We start from the raw sequence: 21,252 nt of genomic DNA on the forward strand, positions 1-21,252 counted from the left end.
ATCAACCGGGGAACGGCACGGCCTGCAGCAGCGCTGCAACCACGTCGTCGGCGCGCTTCTGCTCGGCTTCGGCGGCGAAGGACAACAGCAGGCGATGGCGCATGACCGGTGCGGCCAGCGCCTGCACGTCCTCGCGGGTGGCGGCGAAACGGCCCTGCAGCAGTGCGCGGGCCTTGGCTGCCAGCACCAGTGACTGCCCGGCACGCGGGCCGGCGCCCCACTTCACCCACTGGTTGATGGCCGCCGGCGCACCGTCGCCGGGGCGGCTGGCGCGTACCAGGCGGGTGATCCAGGCCAGCACGTCGGGGCTCACGTGTACCTGGCGCACGGCCGCCTGCAGGGCGATCACCGCCTCGGCATCCATCACCTTCGGCACCGCTGCGCTGGCGCCGCCGGTGGTCTGTTCCAGGATCTGCCGTTCCTCGTCTTCGCTGGGGTAATCGACCAGCACGTGCAGCAGGAAGCGGTCCAGCTGTGCTTCGGGCAGCGGGTAGGTGCCAGCCTGCTCGATCGGGTTCTGCGTGGCCAGCACAAAGAAAGGCGCGGGCAGTGCATAGGTCGTTCCCGCGTAGCTGACCGTGCGTTCCTGCATCGCCTCCAGCAGGGCAGCCTGGGTCTTGGGCGGGGTGCGGTTGAGTTCGTCGGCCAGCAGCAGGTTCGTGAAGATCGGGCCCTGCTGGAAGCGGAAATGACGATGGCCGGTGCCGTGGTCTTCCTCCAGCAGTTCGGTGCCGAGGATGTCGCTGGGCATCAGGTCGGGGGTGAACTGCACGCGCCGGAACTGCAGTTCCAGTGCCTGCCCCAGCGAGCGCACCAGCAGGGTCTTGCCCAGGCCGGGTGCACCTTCCAGCAGGCAGTGGCCGCCGGCCAGCAGGCCGATCAGCAGCTGCTCGACCACCGCGTTCTGGCCCACCACGGCATGGGCCAGGGCATCGCGCAGCGCATGCAGGCGCGGCAGCAGGGAATCGAGGTCGGGCTGGGTCATGGCGGTGTTCCAATCAGTTGTTCAGTGCGTACATCACGATGTTGACGCCGAAGCGGGTGTTGTCTTCGGCCAGGAAGCGCTTGTTGCGCCAGTCGTAGTCCCACTCGCAGCCGTAATCCTTGTTGCTGTAGAGCAGGCCCAGGCGGCCATCGACCTCGATGCCCTTCAGGTAGTCGTGCACCAGGTCGTCGCCCCAGCCGTTCAGTTCGAAGCTGGTGGCGGGCGGACCTTCGGGGAAGCGGAAGAAACTGCGGTACAGCGCGTGGCTGTTGGGCAGCTTCTGCAGTGCCTTCGGCCCGAACAGGCGCGCCATCTGCGCTTCGAACGACGTGGCGAACAGGCCGTCGATGTCATGGTTGCAGTCGTCGACGAAGACGAAGCCGCCGTTGCGCACGTAGCGCACGAAGTTCTGCCGCTCGGCGGCGTTGAACTCCACCAGCGTGTGCCCGGCCAGGTAGCAGAACGGCGCTTCCAGCATGCGCGGGTCGGCCAGGGCCACCACGTGTTCCTGCGGGTCCACGCGCAACGAGGTGTAGTCGATCAGCGAGGTGATCAGGTTGGACGGCATGCGCGCGTCCACGTCCCAATCGCCGGAGTCGTATTGCAGGCGGGTGAACCAGAAGTCGTAGCGCGAACTGCGCGGGCCTGCCTGCGCGAAGGCCGGCAGCGCCGCCGCCGAAGCGGCAGCGGCCAACCAGCGCAGGCAGGCCCGCCTATCCATCAGACCGCGTCGGACAGCGAGGTGAAGGTGAAATCGCGCAGCTTCATCGGCGGGATCATCATCACGTAGCTGGACTCATCACCGGCCACGCGCACCGGCTTGCCCAGCTCTTCGATGTTGTTGAGCATGATCACCGGCGATTCGTTGAAGCGGAAGTTCTTCACCGGATGCTTGATCTGGCCGTTCTCGATGTAGAAGGTGCCATCGCGGGTCAGGCCGGTCAGCAGCACGGTCTGCGGATCGACCATGCGGATGTACCAGGTGCGGGTGACCAGGATGCCCTTCTGGGTGCCGCGCACCAGCTCGGCGGTGCTCTTGTCGCCACCGCTCATCAACAGGTTGCCCGGCGTGGCCTTGGCGGTCTTGCCCTGCTTCTGTGCCCAGAAGCGCGAGTAGTCCAGGTTGGCGACCTTGCCGTTCTCGATGATGGCCATGCGCTCGCGCGGCATGCCTTCGCCATCCCACGGCAGCACCGGCGCTTCCGGGTGCCAGGGGTCGGCGTACATGCTCACGCGCGGGTCGTACACCTGCTCGCCCAGCTTGTTGCCGCCGCCCCTCTTCGACAGGAAGCTGCGGCCTTCGTCGGCCGAGCGCGCGCTGAAGAAATTCATCATGAAGCTGATCAGGCCCGCCGCCGCTGCCGGCTCCAGGATGACCGTGTACTTGCCCGGTTCCAGCGCCTTGGCCTCGGCCGATTCGGTGGCCTTGCGCATGGCGATGCGGATGTCCTGCTCGGCCTTGAAGTCGGCGGCGTCCTTCAGGTTGCGGCCGACCCAGCCCGAACCGCGGCCGTCTTCGGTGCGCACGGTGCAGGTGTAGTCGAAGCTGGTGGTGCGCTGGTAGCCGAAGTTGCCATTGCTGTTGGCAGTGGCATAGAAGCCCTGGCCATCTTCCAGGAAGCCAGCGGCGATCAGACCGTTGCCACGGCACGGGGCGATCGAATCGGCGGCGACCTTGGCGCGGAAGGCCGGATCGATGGCCGCGGTGGATTCGCTGAAGGTGGGGCTGGCGCGGTAGGTCTGCTTGCCGATGGCCGGCATGAACTCCGGGTTTTCCGGGGCCAGGCGGGCCAGGTCCTCGGCGCGGCGCACGACGCGTTCCAGCGCGGCATCGTCGAACTCGTTGATCGAGGCGGTGCCCACGCGCTTGCCGAAGGCCACGGTGACGGCCAGCTCGGTGTTGTCCACGATGCCACTGGTGGACACGTTGTTCAGGGCGAAACGGATGTTGCCGTTGATGGAACCGGCCAGTACGGCGGTGCACTCATCGGCCTTGGACAGGGCGATGACCTTGTCGAGGATGGCCTTGGCCTGGGCTTCGGTGAAGATACTCATGGTGTAAGGGCTCCTGACCGGTCAGCCGAGGCTGCGTGCGGTGTTGATGACGTTGATGCCGTTGAAGCGCGCGGTGGACGAACCGTGCGAGACCGCCGAGACCTGGCCCGGCTGGCCCTTGCCGTCGAAGAACGACCCGCCCAGGCGGTAGTCGCGCTCGTCGGCCACGGCGGTGCAGGCGTTCCAGAACTCCGGCGTGCGGATCTGGTAGGCCACGTCTTCCAGCATGCGGGTGATCGTGCCGTTCTTGATCTCGTAGAACAGCTGGCCGCCGAACTGCGCGTTGTAGCGCTGCTGGTCGATGGAGAACGAGCCGTCGCCGATGATGTAGATACCGTTCTCGACGTCCTTGATCATGTCCGGGACGCTGAGCGGGGTCTTGCCCGGCGCCATCGACACGTTGGCCATGCGCTGGAACTGTACGCTGGACCAGGAATCGGCGTAGCAGCAGCCATCGGACTCGGTCTTGCCGAGGATATGGGCCTGGTCGCGGATGGTCTGGTAGTCGACCAGCTTGCCGTTGCTGATCAGGTCCCAGCGCTTGCACTTCACGCCTTCATCGTCGTACGCGACCGCGCCGAGGCTGCCTGGCTGGGTCTTGTCGGCGAAGATGTTGACGTGTTCGCTGCCGTACTGGAAATGCTGCTCGCGCTTGTCCAGGGTGGCGAAGCTGGTACCGGCGTAGTTGGCTTCGTAGCCGAGTACGCGGTCGAGTTCGAGCGGGTGGCCAATCGACTCGTGGATGGTCAGCCAGGTATGCGACGGATCGAGGATCAGGTCGTACTTGCCGGGCTTCACCGACGGTGCCTTCAGCTTCTCCTGCGCCTGCTTGGCCGCAGCGATGGCGTCTTCCTTCATGTCGTAGGAGGAGCCGTAGTTCACCACGCCATTGGGGGTGAGCACCTTGCCGGCGGCGGCGCCGTCCAGGTACTCGTAGCCCAGGCCCATCGGTGCGGACAGGCCTTCGCGGGTGCGGAACTTGCCGCTGGCCTTGTCGATGGCGGTGACCGTCATCGGTGCCCAGATGCGGTGCACGTCCTGGTCGATGTAGGAACCATCGGTGGACGCGAAGTACTTCTGCTCGTTCACCAGGAACAGCATCGAGTTGACGAAGCTGGCACCGGCGCCCATCGCGGCCGCGTTGACGTCCAGCAGCAGGTCGACCTTCTCCTTGATCGGCACATCCATGGCGTTCTTGCGGATCGGCGTGCGCCAGCTCACTTCACCCACGCCCGGTGCCTTGGCCAGCTGCACCGGCGCGGTCTGTACGCCGGCGTTCGCCTTGGCGATGGCGGCGGCCTGCTGCGCGGCGCGGGCCACGTCGGCGGTGCCAAGCGCATTGGTGGCGGCAAAGCCCCAGGCGCCGTTGACGATCACGCGGATGCCGACGCCGGTCGACTCCGTGTTCACCACGTTCTGCACCTTGTCCTCGCGGGTGATGACGAACTGCCGCAGGTAGCGGCCGATGCGTACATCGCAGTAGGTGGCGCCGGCGCTGCGGGCGGCCTGCAGCGCGGCATCGGCCAGGCGCTTCTTCAGCCCCAGGTCGAGGCTGGATTGCAGCTGCTCGGCGGCGATCGCCTTGCCGAAGAACGACGGCACGATCAGGCCGCCCGCGGTAAGCCCGGTCAGGGCCAGGAAGTCACGTCTTTGCAAGGCTGCTCTCCACGTCGAAGGATGGGAAGACTCAGGCGCCGAGACTGCGCGCGGTGTTGATGATGTTGATGCCGTTGAAGCGGGTGGTGGACGATCCGTGCGAGACCGCCGAGACCTGGCCGGGCTGGCCCTTGCCATCGAAGAATGAACCGCCCAGGCGGAAATCCCGTTCATCGCAGATGGCGGTGCAGGCATTCCAGAACTCCGGCGTGCGGATCTGGTAGGCCGCGTCCTCGACCATGCCGGTGATCTTTCCGTTCTTGATCTGGTAGTACAGCTGGCCGCCAAACTGCGCGTTGTAGCGCTGCTGGTCGATGGAATAGGAGCCGCGGCCGTGGATCCAGATGCCGTTTTCCACGTCCTTGATCATGTCCTCGACGCTCAGCGCTGCCTTGCCCGGTGCCAGCGATACATTGGCCATGCGCTGGAACTGCACGCTGGACCAGGAATCGGCGTAGCTGCAGCCGTGCGAGGCCTCGCGGCCCAGAATGTGGGCTTCGTCGCGGGTGGCCTGGTAATCGACCAGCACGCCGTCGCGCACCAGGTCCCAGCGCTGGGTCTTCACCCCTTCGTCGTCGTAGCCGACCGCGCCCAGGCTGCCCGGCTGGGTCTTGTCGGCGAAGAAGGTGACGATGTCGCTGCCCCAGCGGAAGCCGGCGTCGCGCTTGTCCAGGGTGGCGAAGCTGGTGCCGGCGTAGTTGGCCTCGTAGCCCAGCACGCGGTCCAGTTCCAGCGGATGGCCGACGTTCTCGTGGATGGTCAGGAACAGGTTGGACGGGTCCAGTACCAGGTCGTACTTGCCGGGCTTCACCGAGGGCGCCTTCAGCTTCTCGCGCGCATGGCGGGCGGCGGCGATGGCGTCCTCGACGGGGTCGTAGGAATCGCGGTAAGCGGTGATGCCGCCGGGCAGCTGCACCTTGCCGCGTGCATCGCCCTCCAGGAACTCGTAGCCCATGCCCATCGGCGAGGACAGGCCGGCCCGGGTGCGGAACTTGCCGCTGGCCTTGTCGATGGCGGTGGCGGTGAACGGCAGCCAGATGCGGTGGATGTCCTGGTCGATAAAGGAGCCATCGCTGGAGGCGAAGTACTTCTGCTCGTTGACCAGGAACAGGGTGGAATTGATGTAGTCGGCGCCGGCGTCCAGCGCGGCGCTGTTGAGCGCCAGCAGCAGTTCCACCTTGTCCTGGATCGGTACTTCCATGGCGTTCCTGCGCACCGGCGTCTGCCAGCGCACGTCGCCCACGGCCGGGGTGGGGGCCAGTTGCACGGGGCGGGTCTGGATGGTCGCGTTGGCGCGGGCGATGGCGGCAGCCTGTTCGACGGCCCCGCGCACGGCGGCCTCGGTCTGCTGGTGGGTGGCGGCGAAGCCCCAGGCGCCATTGACGATCACCCGCACGCCCACGCCGGACGACTCCCGGTTGGTCACGTTGCCGACCTGGTGCTCGCGGGTGATGACCGACTGGTTGAGATAGCGGCCGATGCGCACATCGCAATAGGTGGCCTTGGCCGCACGCGCGGCGGCCAAGGCGACCTCGGCCAGGCGCCGGCGCTGGGCGGTATCCACCGGCGCGAGCAGCTGCTCGGCCGCGATCAGCCGCGAATGCGGCAGCACCAGGCCCGCCAGGCCCAGACCGGAAAAAGCCAGGAACTCACGTCGTTGCACAGCGTCTCTCTCTCACTTCCGTGCGGCTGGCAACGGGCCAGGCCGATCACGTCCACTCCCCGACTTTCGCCAGCGCGGGGCATGGCGGCAAGTGACTGCAGTCATGGGTGGGGAGGGTTTCGGCAGGGCTGCGCCCTGCACCTGCTCAATGCAACGGCCAAAGCCAGAGCCAGAGCCAGAGCCAGAGCGGCATTCCGTGGGTGGGCGGGGCGGTGTCGGATTGCGGGGACGCCGTGAATCCGTCCATGGAGGCTTGGCAGCCGCATCCATGCGGCTGACACCCCGCAATCCGACACCTCCCCACCTCTGACAGATTCCTGCAGCTGTTGGGAACTGCGATGGTTGTCCGCGCGGCTGTTGGTAGGTGTCGACCTTGGTCGACACGGTTTTTCTGTCAGATATCGAAATGACCCCAAGAGCTGTCCTGACAGAACGCAGCCAACTGTCGAAGGCGGGGTGGGTCCGGTTGAGGGGGCGTGAGCCGCATGGATGCGGCGACCGAGCCTACATGGACGTATTTACGGCGTCCCCCTCAACCGGACCCACCCCGCCAACCCACAGGAAACCAGCTTTTGCTGTTGCTTTGGCCGTTGCCGTTGCCGTTGCCTCTGCGGGTGCAGGGCTGCAAGCCCTGCCCAGAACACCCCCCTCGTGCACAATGGGCCGACTCCGCCTGGACCCCGCCCTGATGTCGAGCAAGCCGTATTCAGAAGCCTGCGAACGCAACCGCGAACCGATCGCCGCGGCGCTCGACCCGTGGATGGGCGACCGCCATCGGGTGCTGGAAATCGGCAGCGGTACGGGCCAGCACGCCGCATTCTTCGCCGAGCGCTGGCCGTGGCTGCGCTGGCAGCCCAGCGACCATCCCGACCATCTGCCGGGCATCGAGGCCTGGCGCGCCGAGGCGGCCTTGCTGAACCTGTTGCCGCCGCTGGCGCTGCAGGTGGAACTGCCGCCTGCGCCGGGTCTGGCGCTGCCCGAAGGAAGTACCTTCGACGCCGCATTCAGCGCCAACACGTTGCACATCATGGGCTGGGAGTACGTGCAGGCGCTGTTTGCCGCCCTGCCACCGCTGCTGCGCCACGGCGCGTTGCTGTCGGTGTACGGCCCGTTCAATTACGGCGGCCGCTACACCAGCGACAGCAATGCGCAGTTCGATGCCTGGCTGAAGACGCGCGACCCGCGCAGCGGCATCCGCGATGTGGAAGCCGTGCAGGCGCTGGCCGCGGACAACGGCTTCACCCGCCTGCGCGACGTGGCCATGCCCGCCAACAACCGACTGCTGCTGTGGCGGTTGGGGTGATCAGGTAGCGGATTGTTCGAATTGCCGCAGGCAGCGCTGGCAGCTTGCACTGATGCCGTCCACTAAACGTTCCAGAACCGGGTGGCGCATGCCCTCTGCCTGCAGTTCCGCAAGCAACGCCCGGGCGATGCCGGGCAGCCGTGTTGCCATGTCGAACAGGCCCGACAGTGCTTTCTGCGGGTCCAGCGTCATTCCATCGGCGGTGGCCTCCCAATCCGCCAGGCGGACATCCCACCAGCGGTAATGACTACCGATCTTCATGGCCATCTTGATCTTGCGTTGCTGCAGGTGTGCATAGGGCAGTGCACTTGAGATGTCATACAGCGGGGCAAGGCGAACGTTTCCTTGTGCGCCGATCAGCAGCGAATAGTTCTTGGCATGCGCGTCAGTGCCGCCAATGAGATAGTTGAACTGCAGTGCCTGCAGCAGCCTTTCGACATCCGCTCGCGGCTTGCTGGAATGTTCCCAAAGCACGCGCGCCAGATCGGCCGGCCCCGGTCCGCCTTGGTTCTGGTACTTGATGTGTGGCATGACACCCAGCGCTTGGCAGAAGTCTTCCTGGTGAACGCGTTGCCAACCCTGTGCTGTTCGTACGCGGTCGAAGCGCGTCACCGCAATGGCCTGTGCGTCCTCCATGCAGATCATTTCAGTGGACGCAGCCGACATGCCGAGTTGACTGGCCAGGCGCAGACAGAAGACCTCGTTCTCCACGAATCCGTCGTAGTCGCCACTGGGGGGTTTGAGGATATGCGTGGTGGGGAGGCGACCGGCCGGAATTGCCCAACCTCCATCGTCGCGTTGCATCAGGGCGATCTTCGGTTGCGCCCCGGCCAGGCTGAACTGGCCGACATCATCGGGTTGCCGCGCTGCAATCTGGTCCACTTGGATCTGCTGAAGGCGCTGGGCGACCTCATGGAGGGACAGCGGCTCCTGCCGATCGTCCTCACCGGCAAGTACGGCGGCGAGCCGTTCGCGTCGTACGAACTGGACCGCACCGGCACAGTCTTCACCGACATGTGACAGCAATGCGACCGGGTTGCGGGACGAAACATGGAACCGGGAAGCCCATCGCTGCAGAAGGGCCTCGTTGTCGGGCAGCAGCCCCCACAGGACCGCAGAGAGCGTGGCAGAGGGCGCGCTGTTCTCTGTCAATGGAAGTGCAAGTGACAAGGGATAGGCGCCAGGCGTCTGGCGCCAACTGTCTGCATACCGGAATGTCGGATGGCCATGTGCATCCTGTCCCAGGTATCCAGCCAGTCTGTTGGAAAGGAGTACGTTGAGGTCCATGCGGGAGGCACGATGTCCGGGAGGAAGGGGCTGTCAGACGGCCTTGTGGGGCTTTCTACGCCCCGACGTCATGGCAGTCGCGCGGTGCTCGTCCGGGCGCAGCCCGTTGCCATCCACGATAGTGTCGATATCAGGCAGTTCCAGAGGCATTTCCGACGATGCAGCGGAGGAGGCCATTCCCTCGACAGTGCCCGTAGCCAGTATCAGGCCGAGGACGTTGAGCGTCCGCAGCACCAGTTGCAGCTCCACCCGCGGCTTGCCCTTCTCCATTTCGATGACCCATTGCCGACTGACGCCTACGCGTTCGGCCAGATGGGCCTGATCCCAACGGAGTGCTTTGCGACGCTGGCGGATGACCAGGCCCAGGTCTCGGGACGTTCGCAGGATGTCCATAGGTGGAATGTATGCGCTCGGCAACATTTAATCAAAAGTCGCCGTTCGATAACATTTCAAGAATGTCATGGAACGGCGACAATTCCTGAACTGTCGACGTTCGCTGGCATTGATCGCCAGCGCTTCCGGCTCTAGATCCTTTCGGGCAGTCGGCCAAGGGCCGGTAGGGCCCTGCTGCCGGTTACGCCACCTGCACGATATGCAGCGCCTTCGGGTTGCGCCACTGCGCCAGCAGCGCCGCTTCGCGTGCCTTGGCCTGCGCGAAATGGGCTTCCTTGACGTGGCCGAAGCCGCGGATGTGCTCGGGCACGCTGGCAATCTCCACCGCCAGCGACAGTCGGTCGTCCTCCAGCCCGTCCAGCAGCAGCTGCACCGTCGCCTCGTAATCGGCAATCAGCTGGCGTTCCATGCGGCGCTCTTCGGTGCGGCCGAACACATCGAAGCGGCCGCCACGCAGGAACTTCAGCCTGGCCAGCAGGCCGAAGGCCTTGAACATCCACGGGCCGTATTCCTTCTTCAGCAGGCGGCCCTGTTCGTCCTTCTTGGCGAACAACGGCGGCGCCAGGTGGAAGCGCAGCTGGTAGTCACCCTCGAACTGCTGCTGCAGGCGGCGCTGGAAATCGCCGCTGGTGTACAGGCGCGCCACTTCGTACTCGTCCTTGTAGGCCATCAGCTTGAACAGGTAACGGGCCACGGTTTCGGTCAGCGCGGTGGAACCGCCGATGCGCTCGCCTTCGGCCGCGCGCACGCGTGCCACCAGATCGCGGTAGCGCGTGGCATAGGCGGCATCCTGGTAGTCGACCAGGAACGCAGCACGGCGTTCGATCATTTCATCCAGCGAACGCGACAGGCGCGCATCGTCCAGCGGCAGGAACGCGACGTCGCCACCGTGCGAGGGGAGGCCACGCAGTTCGCGTTCGTCGCCGGTGTTGCGCGGCGCGGCGGTGGCACCCCATTCGTTGCCTTCCCATTCGCCCGGCGGCAGCGGGTGCAGCGGGCCGGGCGTGGCTTCGGTGTCGGTGTTGCGGTTGCGCACCAGGCCGGCGGCCTGCTGCACGGCCTGCGGGTCGACCACGGCCAGGCGGCCCCAGGCGAAGGCCTGCTGGTTCATCGCCACGGCGGCGCCGTTCAGTTCGATGGCACGCATCAGCGAGTCGAACGACAGCGGCACCAGGCCGTGCTGCCACGCGTAGCCGAGGATGAACAGGTTGGCGGCGATGGCATCGCCCAGCAGCGCGGTGGCCAGCTGGGTGGCGTCGAGCTGCAGTGGCTCCTCGCCGCCCAGTGCCACGCGCACGCCGGCCACGATGTCGGCGGCCGGGAACTGCATGTCCGGGCGGGTGGTGAAGGTGCCGGGCATCGCCTCGTAGGTGTTCAACACCACCTGCGAGCGGCCGGCGCGCACCTTCGACAGCGCCCAGTAGTCATTCACCACCACCATGTCGCAGCCCAGCACCAGGTCGGCCTCGCCGGCGGCAATGCGTACGGCGTGGATATCGTCCGGGCGCCGCGCGATGCGGATATGCGTGGTCACCGCGCCGCCCTTCTGCGCCAGGCCGGTCTGGTCCAGCACCGAAGCGCCCTTGCCTTCCAGGTGGCCGGCCATGCCCAGCAGGGCGCCGATGGTCACCACGCCGGTACCGCCGACGCCGGTGATCAGGATGTTCCAGGGCTGTTCCAGCGTGCCGCGGATGGTCGGCGCCGGCAGGTTGTCCAGCAGCGTGGAGGCATCGCGCTTGCTGCCCTTGCGCGGCTGGCCACCGTGCACGGTGACGAAGCTCGGGCAGAAACCATTCACGCAGGAATAGTCCTTGTTGCAGTTGGACTGGTCGATCTCGCGCTTGCGCCCGAACTCGGTTTCCTTCGGCAGCACCGACACGCAGAAGCTCTTCTTGCCGCAGTCGCCGCAGCCTTCGCAGACCAGCGAATTGATCAGCACGCGCTTCTGCGGATCTTCCAGCTTGCCGCGCTTGCGGCGGCGGCGCTTCTCGGTGGCGCAGGTCTGTTCGTAGATCAGGATCGAAACACCCTTCACTTCGCGCAGGCGCTTCTGCACGGCGTCCAGTTCACTGCGGTCGTGGAACTCGACGTCGCTGGGGAAATGCTCGCGCTGGCCGGTCCACTTGCCGATGTTGTCCGACAGCACCACGATCGTGTGGATGCCCTCGGCGCGCATCTGCCGGGCGATGTCCGGCACGCTCAGCGGGCCGTCCACCGGCTGGCCGCCGGTCATCGCCACCGCGTCGTTGTAGAGGATCTTGTAGGTGATGTTCACCCCGGCGGCCACCGCCTGGCGGATCGCCAGCGAGCCGCTGTGGAAGTAGGTGCCGTCGCCCAGGTTCTGGAACACGTGCGGGGTATCGGTGAACGGCGCCTGCCCGGCCCAGGTCACGCCTTCGCCGCCCATGTGGGTAAAGGTGTCGGTGCTGCGGTCCATCCAGGTCACCATGTAATGGCAACCAATGCCGGCCAGCGCACGCGAGCCTTCCGGCACGGTGGTGGAGGTGTTGTGCGGGCAGCCCGAGCAGTAGTGCGGCACGCGCGGGAAGCTGGCGCGCGGCAGCGCAAGCTCGGCTTCCTTTTCCTGCATCCACTGCAGGCGCTGCTCGATCGATTCGTTGTTGAAGAACTTCTGGATGCGGCGGCCGATCACGCCGGCGATGGTGGCCGGGGTCAGTTCGCCGGTCGACGGCAGGATCCACTCGCCGCTCTCGTCGTACTTGCCGACGATGGACGGGCGCTGGCCCCAGCTGGCCGGCCAGTTGAAGAACTGCTCCTTCATCTGGCGCTCGATGAAGGCACGCTTCTCCTCCACCACGATGATGTCTTCCAGGCCCTGCGCGAAGCGGGCGATGCCTTCCGGCTCCAGCGGCCAGGTCATGCCGACCTTGTACACGCGGATGCCGATGTCGGCGCACGCGGCTTCGTCCAGGCCCAGGTACTCCAGCGCCTGCAGCACGTCCAGGTAGCTCTTGCCGGTGGTGACGATGCCCAGCCGCGCGCGCGGCGCATCCATCACCACCTTGTCGATGCCGTTGGCGCGGGCAAAGGCCTGCGCGGCCTTCACCGCATAGCGGTGCAGGCGCATCTCCTGGTCCAGCGGCGGGTCCGGCCAGCGGATGTTGAGGCCGCCGCTGGGCATGTCGAAGTCTTCCGGCAGCACGATGCGCCGCGCCAGCGGATCAACCTGCACCGAGGCCGAGGATTCCACCGTCTCGGCAATGGTCTTGAAGCCCACCCAGCGGCCGGTATAGCGGCTCATGGCCCAGCCGAGCAGGCCCATGTCCAGGATGTCCTGCACGCCCGCCGGGTTCAGCACCGGCATCATCGCGCTGACGAACTCGTCTTCGCTGCCATGCGGCAGGGTCGAGCTGCGGCAGGCATGGTCATCGGCGGCCAGCGCCAGCACGCCGCCATGGCGCGAGGTGCCGGCGGCATTGGCGTGCTTGAATACGTCGCCGCAGCGGTCCACGCCCGGCCCCTTGCCGTACCACATGCCGAATACGCCCTGCACGTTGGCGCCGGGGAACAGGTTGGTCTGCTGCGTGCCCCAGACCATGGTGGCGCCCAGATCTTCGTTCAGGCCGGGGGTGAACTTCACCTTGGCCGCTTCCAGATGCTTGCGTGCGCGCCACAGCTCCAGGTCGAAGCCGCCCAGTGGGCTGCCGCGGTAGCCACTGACGAAGCCGGCGCTGTCGATGCCTTCGGCGGCATCGCGCAGGCGCTGCATCAGCGGCAGCCGCACCAGCGCCTGCACGCCACTCAGGTAGATCCGCCCCTCGTTGCGGGTGTACTTGTGGTCGAGCGTGTAATCACGGTCGATCAGGTCAGCGGAAGAGGGCGAAGTGAGTTGCGCGGTACTGGTCATGGCTGGCCCGGTGAGGATCGGCTGGCACCGGCCCTGCGCGGGGCAGGGCGGGAAAGGCGCGGATTGTAACAGTGGGGGCGTGGTGGCCCGGCACTCGCATCGGCGGCCGTGCTGGGGTTAGGATCGGGGTGTGGGGGGTTGTTGTTTCAACCAGGGGGAAGTTTGATGTCCGTTTCATTGAAGTGGCTGGCCAGCGCCGTGCTGGCCTTGGGCGTGGCCAATGCATGGGCCGCGCCGGCGCTGCCAGCGCCGCAGGAGTTCTATTTCGACACCGATGCCGCGGCTGCACCGATGGTGGTGGCCCAGGGGGAAGGTGACGATCTGGTGGCCCAGCTGATGAAGCAGCGCGAGCGCGGCCGCAAGGTGCTGGAAGCCAACATACAGCTGGCATCGGTGGCGATCGGCATGGGCCGCACCGAGCTGGGGGAAAAGCTCTATCGCGACGCGCTGGCCGACACCACGCCGCAGAGCGCCGCAGGCCGGGGCGTACGCTGGAACTACGGCTGGGACCTGATGCGCCAGGGCCAGCCGTTGGGCGCGCTGGAACAGTGGCTGTCGGCCACCAGCAGCCAGTACACCAATCCCAGCTGGGTGCCACCCACCTTCGCGTTGGCGCTGTGGCGCGCCGGCCAGCAGCAGGAAGCGGTGAAATGGTATGCCGCTGCCGTGCGCACCGAGCCCACGCAGTGGAGCGACAGCAGCCGCTACGCCGAACTGCTGCCGGGGTGGCGCGACGACGAACGGGCCAGCCTGGCCGAAGTGCAGCAGGCGTGGGCCGCCGCACCGCCGGCCTGGCCCTGAAACTGCTGAAGCACGCTGATGGCGTTTGATGCGTTCGCACTGATCCTGGCCATGCTGGGGTTGGGCATGCTGTTCGCGCGTCTGCGCGCATTGCCGGAAACTGCGCCGGAAACGCTGAACAAGGTGGTGCTGTACGTCTGCCTGCCGGCTGCGGTGCTGACCTACGTGCCACGCCTGCATCTGGATGCCAGCCTGCTGGGCCTGATGGCCACGCCCTGGTTGCTGATGCTGGCCACCTGGGCGCTGGTCAGCGTAGCCACGCGGGTGTTCGGTTTCGCCCGCGATGTGCATGCCGTGCTGCTGATCTGCGTGGCGCTGGCCAATTCCAGCTTCATCGGCTACCCGATGGTGCGCGCGCTGCTGGGTGACGCGGCGCTGCCGTATGCGGTGGTGTACGACCAGTTCGGTACGTTCCTGCTGCTGTCGACGTTCGGTCTGCTGGTGCTGGCCCGTTACAGCGGCGACCGGCCGCCCACCGCGCGCCAGGTACTGGGGCGGATCGCGCGCTTTCCACCGCTGTGGGCACTGGTCTTCGCCCTGCTGTTGATGCCGGCGCAGCCGCCGGCCTGGATCGGCACATCGCTGAAGCAACTGGCCGATGCGATGCTGCCGTTGGTGATGCTGGCAGTGGGCCTGTCGATCCAGTTGCGCCTGCGCCGCGAAGAGCTGAAGCCGCTGGCCGTGGGCCTGCTGCTGAAGCTGGTGGTGCTGCCGGCGCTGGCCCTGCCGCTGTCGTGGCTGCTGGGCATGCAGGGCCTGATGCTGCAGGCCAATGTGTTGGAATCGGCCATGCCGACCATGATTACCGCCGCCGCGCTGGCGATCTCGCACCGCCTGGCACCGCGGTTGGCGGCCGCGCTGGTGGGCTACGGCATCGTGCTGTCGCTGGTCACCCTGCCGGCATGGATGTGGGTACTGGGGTGAGGGGTGCTTTGGCAGGGCTTGCAGCCCTGCACCCGCTTCAAGCCACGGCAACGGCAACGTCAACTTCAAAAGCTGGCTTTCCGTGGGATGGCGGGGTGGGTCCGGTGGCAGGGGACGCCGTAAACCCGTCCATGAAGTGACCCCCGGGAGTTGGACACCTGATCCGACCCCGAGGTTTGCATGTATAGATATGAGGTTTGTTTCAAATTGCAGGTCGCCAAGGAGGCCTGTAACACCTCCACATCGGTCAAGGCCGTTGCCCGCCGCCATGGCCTGGAGTTCTCCACGGTGAGGCGGTGGGCAGCGACCTAGATAGCCTGGAAGCTGGCCTGGTGGAATACATCCGTTACTACAACGAGAATCGTATCCGCCTGAAATTAAAGGGCTTGAGCCCGGTAAAGTACCGGGAGCAGGCCGCGCTGGCCGCCTGATCCCCCACCTGTCCAACTTCAGGGGGTCACTTCACCATGGGGGCTTGGTCGCGCCATCCATGGCGCTCACACCCCTGCCACCGGACCCACCCCGCCTTCGACAGACTTCCGCGATCTGTCGGGACCTGCTGCTGTTGGTGCCAGCTGCTGCTGGTGGGTGCCGACCGTCGGTCGGCACGGAGCGAAGCGACCGGCTGTTGCTCTTGCTTTTGATCTTCTTTTTTCTTTTCCGTGGCTGACCGCACACGGACACTGTCAAAGGTCGGGCGGGTAGGTCGCGCGGGGGTGTCGGCCGCATGGATGCGGCTGACAAGCCTCCATGGACGGATTCACGGCGTCCCCCGCGCGACCTACCCGCCCGGCCAAACGCATGACCCGCATTCGGCGACCAACCAACAGCCACGAGGGGCTCCGCCGTTGGCTGGAAACAACCCCTCAGTCGTCCGCAGACACCGTCCGCCCCGACGCCCACTCGCGCAATGCCGCCACCTGTTCGGCCATCAGCACCGACAACGGGCGCGTGGCCCGCAGCTCGGTCATCAGCAGGTCGGTGTCCAGCGGACGACCCTCGGCATGCGCCGAATACAGGCCGGCCACGATCGCCTGCTCGATCTCGGCACCCGAGAACCCGTTCGCGGCCGCGGCCAGCGCCGGCAGGGCGAAATCATCGGGATTCAACTGGCGCCGGCCCAGGTGCAGGCGCAGCAGTTCCACGCGCACATCCGGCGCGGGCAGATCGACGAAGAAGATCTCGTCGAAACGGCCCTTGCGCAGCAGTTCGGCCGGCAGTTCATGCACCTGGTTGGCGGTGGCCACGATGAACACCGGGGCCTTGCGTTCGGCCATCCAGGTCAGCAGGTAGCCCAGCACGCGGCGCGACACGCCGCCGTCCTCGCCGCCACTGGCCAGGCCCTTCTCGATTTCATCCATCCACAGCACGCACGGCGCCAGCTGCTCGGCCGAGGCCAGCGCCTGGCGCAGGTTGGCCTCGGTTTCGCCGTGGTATTTGTTGTACAGCGCGCCCACGTCCAGGCGCAGCAGCGGCACGCCGAAGCCAGCGGCGGTGGCCTTGGCCAGCATCGATTTGCCGCAGCCCTGCACGCCCAGCAGCAGCATGCCGCGCGGCGGGTCCAGCCCTGCAGGCGCAGACCCGGCAATGAAGGCCACCCGCCGCTGGTTGATCCAGCGCTTGAGCCGGTTGGCACCGGCCACATCGCCGAAGCGCGCACTGTCGTGTTCGAAGAACAGGTGGCCGCTGCGGTTCAGCAGCTCGAACTTCAGCCGTGCCAGCTGCGGCAGGTCGTCGTCGCGCAGCGCGCCGTCGGCATAGATCAGCTGCCGGGCAATGCGCCGCGCATCGACCAGGCTCAGCCCCTGCAGGTTCTTCAGGATCTTCTTCACCGCCTCGCTGTCCACTTCCACGCGGCGGCCGCCGTGTTCGCGGGCGTAGGCATCGGCCTCTTCGCGCAGCATCTTCAGCAGCGCGTTGGCGTCGGGCAGGCGCGGGTTGAAGCGCACCGCCAGGGCTTCCAGCTCTGCCGGCAGTTCCACCTTTGCGCCGATCAGCACCAGCACGTGCGGCTGGCTGTGGCGGCGCTGGATCAGGTCGCGCAACGCCCGCTGGTGGCTGGCATAGCCCAGGTAGGGGTGGAAATCGAGCAGCAGGTAGATGCCACGCTGTTCGGCCTGGCGGATCATCTGCAGCGCCGCACTGGCATCCGGCGGCCCCACCGCCTCGTCCTCGCGTTCCAGGTCGATGCGGCGCAGGCCCTCGGTGATGGACCAGCGGTGCAGGGCACGCCAGATGTGCATCAGGGTCTGCCGGAACAGTTCGACGATGCGACCCTCATCCTGGGTCTCGATCACGATCAGGGGCGTGTTGGCGCGGATCAGCGCGCTCAGGTCCTGCAGTTCGCTCATGCGGGTTCGATCCTTCGGGGGCGCCACGATAGCAAAGGCCGGGGCCGGGGTTCAGCACAGCGCTACCTTCCGTCACGGGCGCCGGTGTACGCTCGGGGCACATACCCGGAAGCGAGGCTGGCATGAAGACGATCCTGGTGGCCGGTTCCAAGGGCGGGGTGGGCAAGACCACCGTCGCCACCCACCTGGCCGCATACGCGGCATTGCAGGGCAGGGCCACGGTGATCGCCGATGCCGACCCGCAGGGCTCCAGCACGCGCTGGGCCCAGCGCCGGGCCGGGCTGGAAAGCGCGGTGCTGCCGATCGATGTGTATCGCAAGAAGCAGTGGGCGCAGAAGCTGCCTGACGGGACCGATACCGTCATCATCGACGCCCCGGCCGGCGCGCTGGCCGACGATATCCCCCACTTCCTCGATGCCGCCGATGCCGTGGTGGTGCCGGTGCTGCCCTCGGCGCTGGACATCGAAGCCATCGTCGGCTTCCTCAACAGCCTGGCCGGCAACCCGCGCGTGCACAGCCGCAAGCTGCCGGTGGGGCTGGTGCTGAACCGGACCAAGCCGTGGACCCAGACCTCGCAGCAGGCCTTGCAGATGTTGGCCGAATGGCCCTACCCGGTAGTCACGCAGCTGCGCGACAGCCAGAGTTATGTGGTCATGACCGGCCTGGGCCGCAGTCTATTCGACTACCGTTCGGCGCAGGTGCGCGAGCACCAGGCCGACTGGGAACCGCTGCTGGCCTGGCTGAAGCTGTAAGGCTGGTGTTTTTCCTTCCTGTGTCACTCCCGTAGGCCAATGGAAAACTGCAATGCGTGAACTGATCCTGCTGCGCCATGCCCATGCCGAACCGGCCACCCCTGGCCAGGCTGACCTTGACCGGCCGTTGTCGCCGGTGGGGCTGGCCGAGGCCGAAGCCGCCGGCAAGTGGCTGAAGGACAACAACCTGCTGCCCGACTGTGTGCTGTGCTCGCCGGCGCGGCGCACCCGCGAAACGCTGGAAGCGGTGATGGCGGCCATCGGCTATGTCGAAAAGCGCCTGGAAGACAGTGTCTACGAGGCCACCCCCGGCACCCTGGCGGCGCTGGTGGATGACCGTCGCGACCTGGACCGGCTGCTGATCGTGGGCCACAACCCTGGCCTGGAACGGCTGGTGGCGCTGATGACCGAAGGCACCAGCAGCGACTACCGGGGCATGCCGCCGGCGGGCGTGGCGGTGCTGGGCTTCCCCCGCGAGGCCAGCATCGAACCCGGCGTGGCCAGCCTGAACGCGTTCTGGTGGCCGTGAAGCCATGAGCCTGGCGTTGCCGGGCCGCTGCCTGCTGGCCTGGCTGCTGCTCCCCGGCGCAGCCTGGGCCGGGGTGCCGGCGCCCTCCACCCCCACCTCCCTGCCGCCGGTGGTGAGCGAAGCCCGGCGCACGATGCAGCTGGACCTGGAACGCTCGCAGATCGGCTTCGAAGTGCGATCGCGGCTGGGCCAGCGCATCGAAGGGGTGTTCCCGCACTTCGAAGGGCGGGTGGACGTGCTGTCCGACGGTCGCCACCAGGTGCACCTGAAGATGTTCACCCGCACCGTGGAAATTCCCGGCAAGGAACGCTACACCGGCTGGATGCGCGGGCCGGAATTCTTCGATGCCGGGCGCTATCCCTTCGTCGAATTCGACTCGCTGCCGTACTGGCCGGAAACGGTGGAGCGTGGCGGTGAGATCCGGGGCCGGCTGACCCTGCGCGGCGTCAGCCATCCTGAATCGCTGCAGGTAGAGAAGGCGGAATGTGGCCGACCCGGCTATGATTGCGATGTCGTCAGCCGCGGTACCGTGCAACGAGGCCGGTACGGTATGGACAGCTGGCAGCTTGCCTTGAGTGACCGAGTGACTTTCGTATTGCGCGCGCGCCTGAGCGAGGCGTCCAAACCGTGAATTTCCTGTTGCGCGTGGTAGCGCTGGCAACGGTGTTGCTGGGCAGCGGGTGTGCGTCGTTGTCGCACGCCCAGCGTGACCGTGCCGAAGCCATCGCCGTGCAGGCGCGCTCGGCCCAGGTCGATTGCCAGCGTGCCGACCGCTGCGCGCAGGATTCACCGCTGCGCGCCCTGGCCGGCCGTGCCTTCAGCGAATCCACCGATACCCAGCCGCGGCACTACGCCACCCTGCTGGACGAGGGCGAGGGCGCGCTGGTGGCGCGCCTGAACCTGATGCGCAGCGCTACCCGCAGCATCGACCTGCAGACCTACATCTTCGACAAGGACGACAGTGCGCGCCTGGTCATCGACGAACTGCTGGCCGCCGCCCGGCGCGGGGTGAAGGTGCGGGTACTGATCGACCAGCTGTCGGCGATATCCGACCTGCAGATCCTGGGCGCGCTGTCCGGGGCCCACCAGAACTTCCAGCTGCGGGTGTACAACCCGACCTTCGGCAAGGCGCGGCTGAATTACTTCGACTACGCCGGCAGCGTGCTGTGCTGCTTCCGCCGCTTCAACCAGCGCATGCACAACAAGCTGCTGGTGATCGACGACGCCATCGGCGTGGTGGGCGGGCGCAACTACCAGGACGACTATTACGACTGGGACCGCGAATACAACTTCCGCGACCGCGATGTGTTGATTGCCGGCCCCGAAGCGCGCGCGATGGCCGCCAACTTCGATGCGTTCTGGCGCGCCCCGCGCAGCGTGCCGGCCGAGCGCCTGAACGATGTCGGCCGCACCCTGCTCAACGAGGGCGTGCCGGCGCTGCCGCCCGCGCAGTTCCGCCGCCCGGAACGGGTGGAGCGGGTCAGCGAGGAGGCCAATGACCAGGGCTTCATCACCCGCAGTTTCGTGGACACCGCACTGCCGGTGGCCTCGGTGCGTTACGTGGCCGACCTGCCGCGCAAGCACCGCCGCGAGCGCGCCGATGCACCTCTGGCCGGCCAGCACGTGACCGAACCGCAGCTGGACAGCCTGATTGCCGGTGCTCAGAAGGAAGTGATCCTGCAGACCCCGTACCTGGTGCTGTCCAAGCCGGCCCAGGCGCTGTTCCGCGACCTGCGCAAGCGGCCCGAGCCGCCGCGCATCGTGGTGTCCAGCAACAGCCTGGCGGCCACCGACAACCCCATCGTCTATGCGCTGTCGTACAAGTACAAGCGGCGCAACATGCGCGAACTGGGCTTCAACATCTTCGAGTACAAGCCGTTCCCGCTGGATGCGCCGGTGGACTACCGCAACCTGCTGCCCGACCCGATTGCCGGCACGGCCACCGAAACGAGCGGCCGCAGCAGCCTGATCGGGGGCAGCGCGGCCGGCAGCAATGCCGGCGGCAACGATGCGCCAGCCGCAACGCAGGTGGACAGCGAGCCGGTGCGCCGGGTCAACCCGCGGCTGGGCAGTGCCTACGAAAACGGCCGTGCGCGCCGTCGCGCCGCCGGCAGCGAGGTGGAAACCCGCCTGCTGCGTACCGAAACACGCCCCTCGTTCCTGGGCAGCAAGGCCGTGAACAAGCCCCTGCCGGTCACCCGCAAGGGCGCGCGCATGGGCCTGCACGCCAAGTCGCTGGTGGTCGACCGCCGCATCGGCGTGGTCGGTACCCACAACTTCGATCCGCGCAGCGAGAACTACAACACCGAAGGCGCGGTGATCATCGACGACCCGGTGTTCGCCGAACAGCTGGCGCAGAGCATCCTGCGCGACACCCACCCGCAGAACGCGTGGACGGTGGCGCCGCGCACCAAGCCGCCGGTGTTGTCCGGGCTGAACTACAGCGTGGGCAAGGCCTCCGAAGCCTTGCCCATCCTCGATTTCTGGCCGTGGCGCTATGCCACCGACTATGAGTTCCAGCCCGGCCCGGACTGCCCGCAGCCGTTGCCGCGGCAGAGCCCGGATTTCCATACGTGTTATGTGGCCGTGGGTGACTTCCCGGAAGTCAACGTCGGCCCGAAGTGGTTGCTGGTGCGCATGCTGACCGCATTCGGCGCCGGTCTCGTTCCCATTCTCTGAAGGTGC

General features: G+C 66.8%; 17 protein-coding genes and 3 pseudogenes. 10 read left to right on the forward strand and 10 right to left on the reverse strand.

What is annotated here, in order from left to right; all coding sequences use genetic code 11:
- Position 1: 1 nt before the first annotated feature.
- The 5 genes from C1922_RS00590 to C1922_RS00610 are packed head-to-tail and all read right to left on the reverse strand — an operon-like array spanning position 2 to position 6,359.
- A complete protein-coding gene (locus C1922_RS00590) occupies positions 2-985 on the reverse strand; it encodes a MoxR family ATPase (RefSeq protein WP_108748006.1) in 984 nt (327 codons plus the stop codon).
- A 13-nt stretch (positions 986-998) separates the two neighbouring features.
- Positions 999-1,706, reverse strand: a complete 708-nt coding sequence (locus C1922_RS00595) for a DUF4159 domain-containing protein (protein ID WP_108748007.1) — start codon at positions 1,704-1,706, stop codon at positions 999-1,001.
- Positions 1,706-3,040 carry a TldD/PmbA family protein gene (locus C1922_RS00600; protein ID WP_108748008.1) on the reverse strand — a complete coding sequence of 445 codons (1,335 nt, stop codon included), beginning with the start codon at positions 3,038-3,040 and terminating at the stop codon, positions 1,706-1,708. The genes C1922_RS00595 and C1922_RS00600 overlap by 1 nt, the downstream gene beginning before the upstream one ends.
- 21 nt (positions 3,041-3,061) lie before the next feature.
- Positions 3,062-4,696 (reverse strand): TldD/PmbA family protein, encoded by a 1,635-nt coding sequence (locus C1922_RS00605; protein ID WP_108748009.1) that lies wholly within the window; start codon positions 4,694-4,696, stop codon positions 3,062-3,064.
- Between the two features lie 31 nt (positions 4,697-4,727).
- Complete coding sequence (locus C1922_RS00610; RefSeq protein ID WP_108748010.1) at positions 4,728-6,359, reverse strand: TldD/PmbA family protein; 1,632 nt, start codon at positions 6,357-6,359, stop codon at positions 4,728-4,730.
- A gap of 688 nt (positions 6,360-7,047) precedes the next feature.
- Here C1922_RS00610 and C1922_RS00620 point away from each other — a divergent pair.
- Positions 7,048-7,662, forward strand: coding sequence for a DUF938 domain-containing protein (locus C1922_RS00620; protein WP_108748011.1), 615 nt, complete (start codon positions 7,048-7,050; stop codon positions 7,660-7,662).
- On the opposite strand, the gene C1922_RS00625 is transcribed toward C1922_RS00620, so the two are convergent.
- Positions 7,663-8,544, reverse strand: a complete 882-nt coding sequence (locus tag C1922_RS00625) for a HipA domain-containing protein (protein ID WP_234413531.1) — start codon at positions 8,542-8,544, stop codon at positions 7,663-7,665.
- Between C1922_RS00625 and C1922_RS20590 the strand changes: the two genes are divergently transcribed.
- Positions 8,545-8,682 (forward strand): hypothetical protein, encoded by a 138-nt coding sequence (locus tag C1922_RS20590; RefSeq protein ID WP_234413532.1) that lies wholly within the window; start codon positions 8,545-8,547, stop codon positions 8,680-8,682.
- Positions 8,683-8,700: 18 nt separating this feature from the next.
- Here C1922_RS20590 and C1922_RS20595 read toward each other — a convergent pair.
- From C1922_RS20595 to C1922_RS00635, 3 genes and pseudogenes are all read right to left on the reverse strand, one after another.
- Positions 8,701-8,949, reverse strand: a pseudogene (locus tag C1922_RS20595) (HipA N-terminal domain-containing protein); the annotation flags it as partial.
- A gap of 33 nt (positions 8,950-8,982) precedes the next feature.
- A complete protein-coding gene (locus C1922_RS00630; RefSeq protein ID WP_108751438.1) occupies positions 8,983-9,342 on the reverse strand; it encodes a helix-turn-helix transcriptional regulator in 360 nt (119 codons plus the stop codon).
- Between the two features lie 181 nt (positions 9,343-9,523).
- Positions 9,524-13,210, reverse strand: coding sequence for an indolepyruvate ferredoxin oxidoreductase family protein (locus C1922_RS00635; protein WP_108748013.1), 3,687 nt, complete (start codon positions 13,208-13,210; stop codon positions 9,524-9,526).
- A gap of 165 nt (positions 13,211-13,375) precedes the next feature.
- Between C1922_RS00635 and C1922_RS00640 the strand changes: the two genes are divergently transcribed.
- From C1922_RS00640 to C1922_RS00655, 4 genes and pseudogenes are all read left to right on the forward strand, one after another.
- Positions 13,376-14,011 carry a hypothetical protein gene (locus C1922_RS00640; protein ID WP_108748014.1) on the forward strand — a complete coding sequence of 212 codons (636 nt, stop codon included), beginning with the start codon at positions 13,376-13,378 and terminating at the stop codon, positions 14,009-14,011.
- A gap of 18 nt (positions 14,012-14,029) precedes the next feature.
- On the forward strand, positions 14,030-14,935 hold the full coding sequence (locus C1922_RS00645; protein WP_108748015.1) for an AEC family transporter: 906 nt from the start codon (positions 14,030-14,032) through the stop codon (positions 14,933-14,935).
- 180 nt (positions 14,936-15,115) lie between these two features.
- Positions 15,116-15,244: pseudogene (locus tag C1922_RS00650) on the forward strand (transposase); the annotation flags it as partial.
- Positions 15,245-15,273: 29 nt separating this feature from the next.
- Positions 15,274-15,366, forward strand: a pseudogene (locus C1922_RS00655) (IS3 family transposase); the annotation flags it as partial.
- Positions 15,367-15,801: 435 nt separating this feature from the next.
- Here the strand turns inward: C1922_RS00655 and C1922_RS00660 are convergent.
- A complete protein-coding gene (locus C1922_RS00660; protein ID WP_108748016.1) occupies positions 15,802-17,286 on the reverse strand; it encodes an AAA family ATPase in 1,485 nt (494 codons plus the stop codon).
- Positions 17,287-17,408: 122 nt separating this feature from the next.
- On the opposite strand from C1922_RS00660, the gene C1922_RS00665 reads away from it, so the two are divergent.
- From C1922_RS00665 to C1922_RS00680, 4 genes are read left to right on the forward strand one after another with little or no spacing between them, the layout of a single operon-like run.
- Positions 17,409-18,038, forward strand: coding sequence for a ParA family protein (locus C1922_RS00665; protein ID WP_108748017.1), 630 nt, complete (start codon positions 17,409-17,411; stop codon positions 18,036-18,038).
- A 52-nt stretch (positions 18,039-18,090) separates the two neighbouring features.
- The gene (locus C1922_RS00670; protein ID WP_108748018.1) at positions 18,091-18,567 is read left to right on the forward strand and encodes a histidine phosphatase family protein; all 477 of its coding nucleotides are present in this window, start codon (positions 18,091-18,093) and stop codon (positions 18,565-18,567) included.
- Between the two features lie 4 nt (positions 18,568-18,571).
- Positions 18,572-19,198, forward strand: a complete 627-nt coding sequence (locus C1922_RS00675) for a YceI family protein (RefSeq protein WP_108748019.1) — start codon at positions 18,572-18,574, stop codon at positions 19,196-19,198.
- Positions 19,195-21,246: a phospholipase D family protein gene (locus C1922_RS00680; RefSeq protein WP_108748020.1), complete on the forward strand. Its 2,052-nt coding sequence runs from the start codon at positions 19,195-19,197 to the stop codon at positions 21,244-21,246. The genes C1922_RS00675 and C1922_RS00680 overlap by 4 nt, the downstream gene beginning before the upstream one ends.
- Positions 21,247-21,252 lie beyond the last annotated feature (6 nt).

It is taken from the genome of Stenotrophomonas sp. ZAC14D2_NAIMI4_7, assembly GCF_003086675.1.
In the GTDB taxonomy this organism is placed as follows: domain Bacteria; phylum Pseudomonadota; class Gammaproteobacteria; order Xanthomonadales; family Xanthomonadaceae; genus Stenotrophomonas.

Bases quoted from the DNA above. Each gene is read 5' to 3' on its own strand.
- C1922_RS00660 (WP_108748016.1), bottom strand. From the start codon at position 17,286: ATGAGCGAACTGCAGGACCTGAGCGCGCTGATCCGCGCCAACACGCCC.
- C1922_RS00675 (WP_108748019.1), top strand. From the start codon at position 18,572: ATGAGCCTGGCGTTGCCGGGCCGCTGCCTGCTGGCCTGGCTGCTGCTC.
- C1922_RS00670 (WP_108748018.1), top strand. From the start codon at position 18,091: ATGCGTGAACTGATCCTGCTGCGCCATGCCCATGCCGAACCGGCCACC.
- C1922_RS00630 (WP_108751438.1), bottom strand. From the start codon at position 9,342: ATGGACATCCTGCGAACGTCCCGAGACCTGGGCCTGGTCATCCGCCAG.
- C1922_RS00620 (WP_108748011.1), top strand. From the start codon at position 7,048: ATGTCGAGCAAGCCGTATTCAGAAGCCTGCGAACGCAACCGCGAACCG.
- C1922_RS00590 (WP_108748006.1), bottom strand. From the start codon at position 985: ATGACCCAGCCCGACCTCGATTCCCTGCTGCCGCGCCTGCATGCGCTG.
- C1922_RS00645 (WP_108748015.1), top strand. From the start codon at position 14,030: ATGGCGTTTGATGCGTTCGCACTGATCCTGGCCATGCTGGGGTTGGGC.
- C1922_RS00595 (WP_108748007.1), bottom strand. From the start codon at position 1,706: ATGGATAGGCGGGCCTGCCTGCGCTGGTTGGCCGCTGCCGCTTCGGCG.
- C1922_RS00665 (WP_108748017.1), top strand. From the start codon at position 17,409: ATGAAGACGATCCTGGTGGCCGGTTCCAAGGGCGGGGTGGGCAAGACC.
- C1922_RS00635 (WP_108748013.1), bottom strand. From the start codon at position 13,210: ATGACCAGTACCGCGCAACTCACTTCGCCCTCTTCCGCTGACCTGATC.
- C1922_RS00600 (WP_108748008.1), bottom strand. From the start codon at position 3,040: ATGAGTATCTTCACCGAAGCCCAGGCCAAGGCCATCCTCGACAAGGTC.
- C1922_RS00640 (WP_108748014.1), top strand. From the start codon at position 13,376: ATGTCCGTTTCATTGAAGTGGCTGGCCAGCGCCGTGCTGGCCTTGGGC.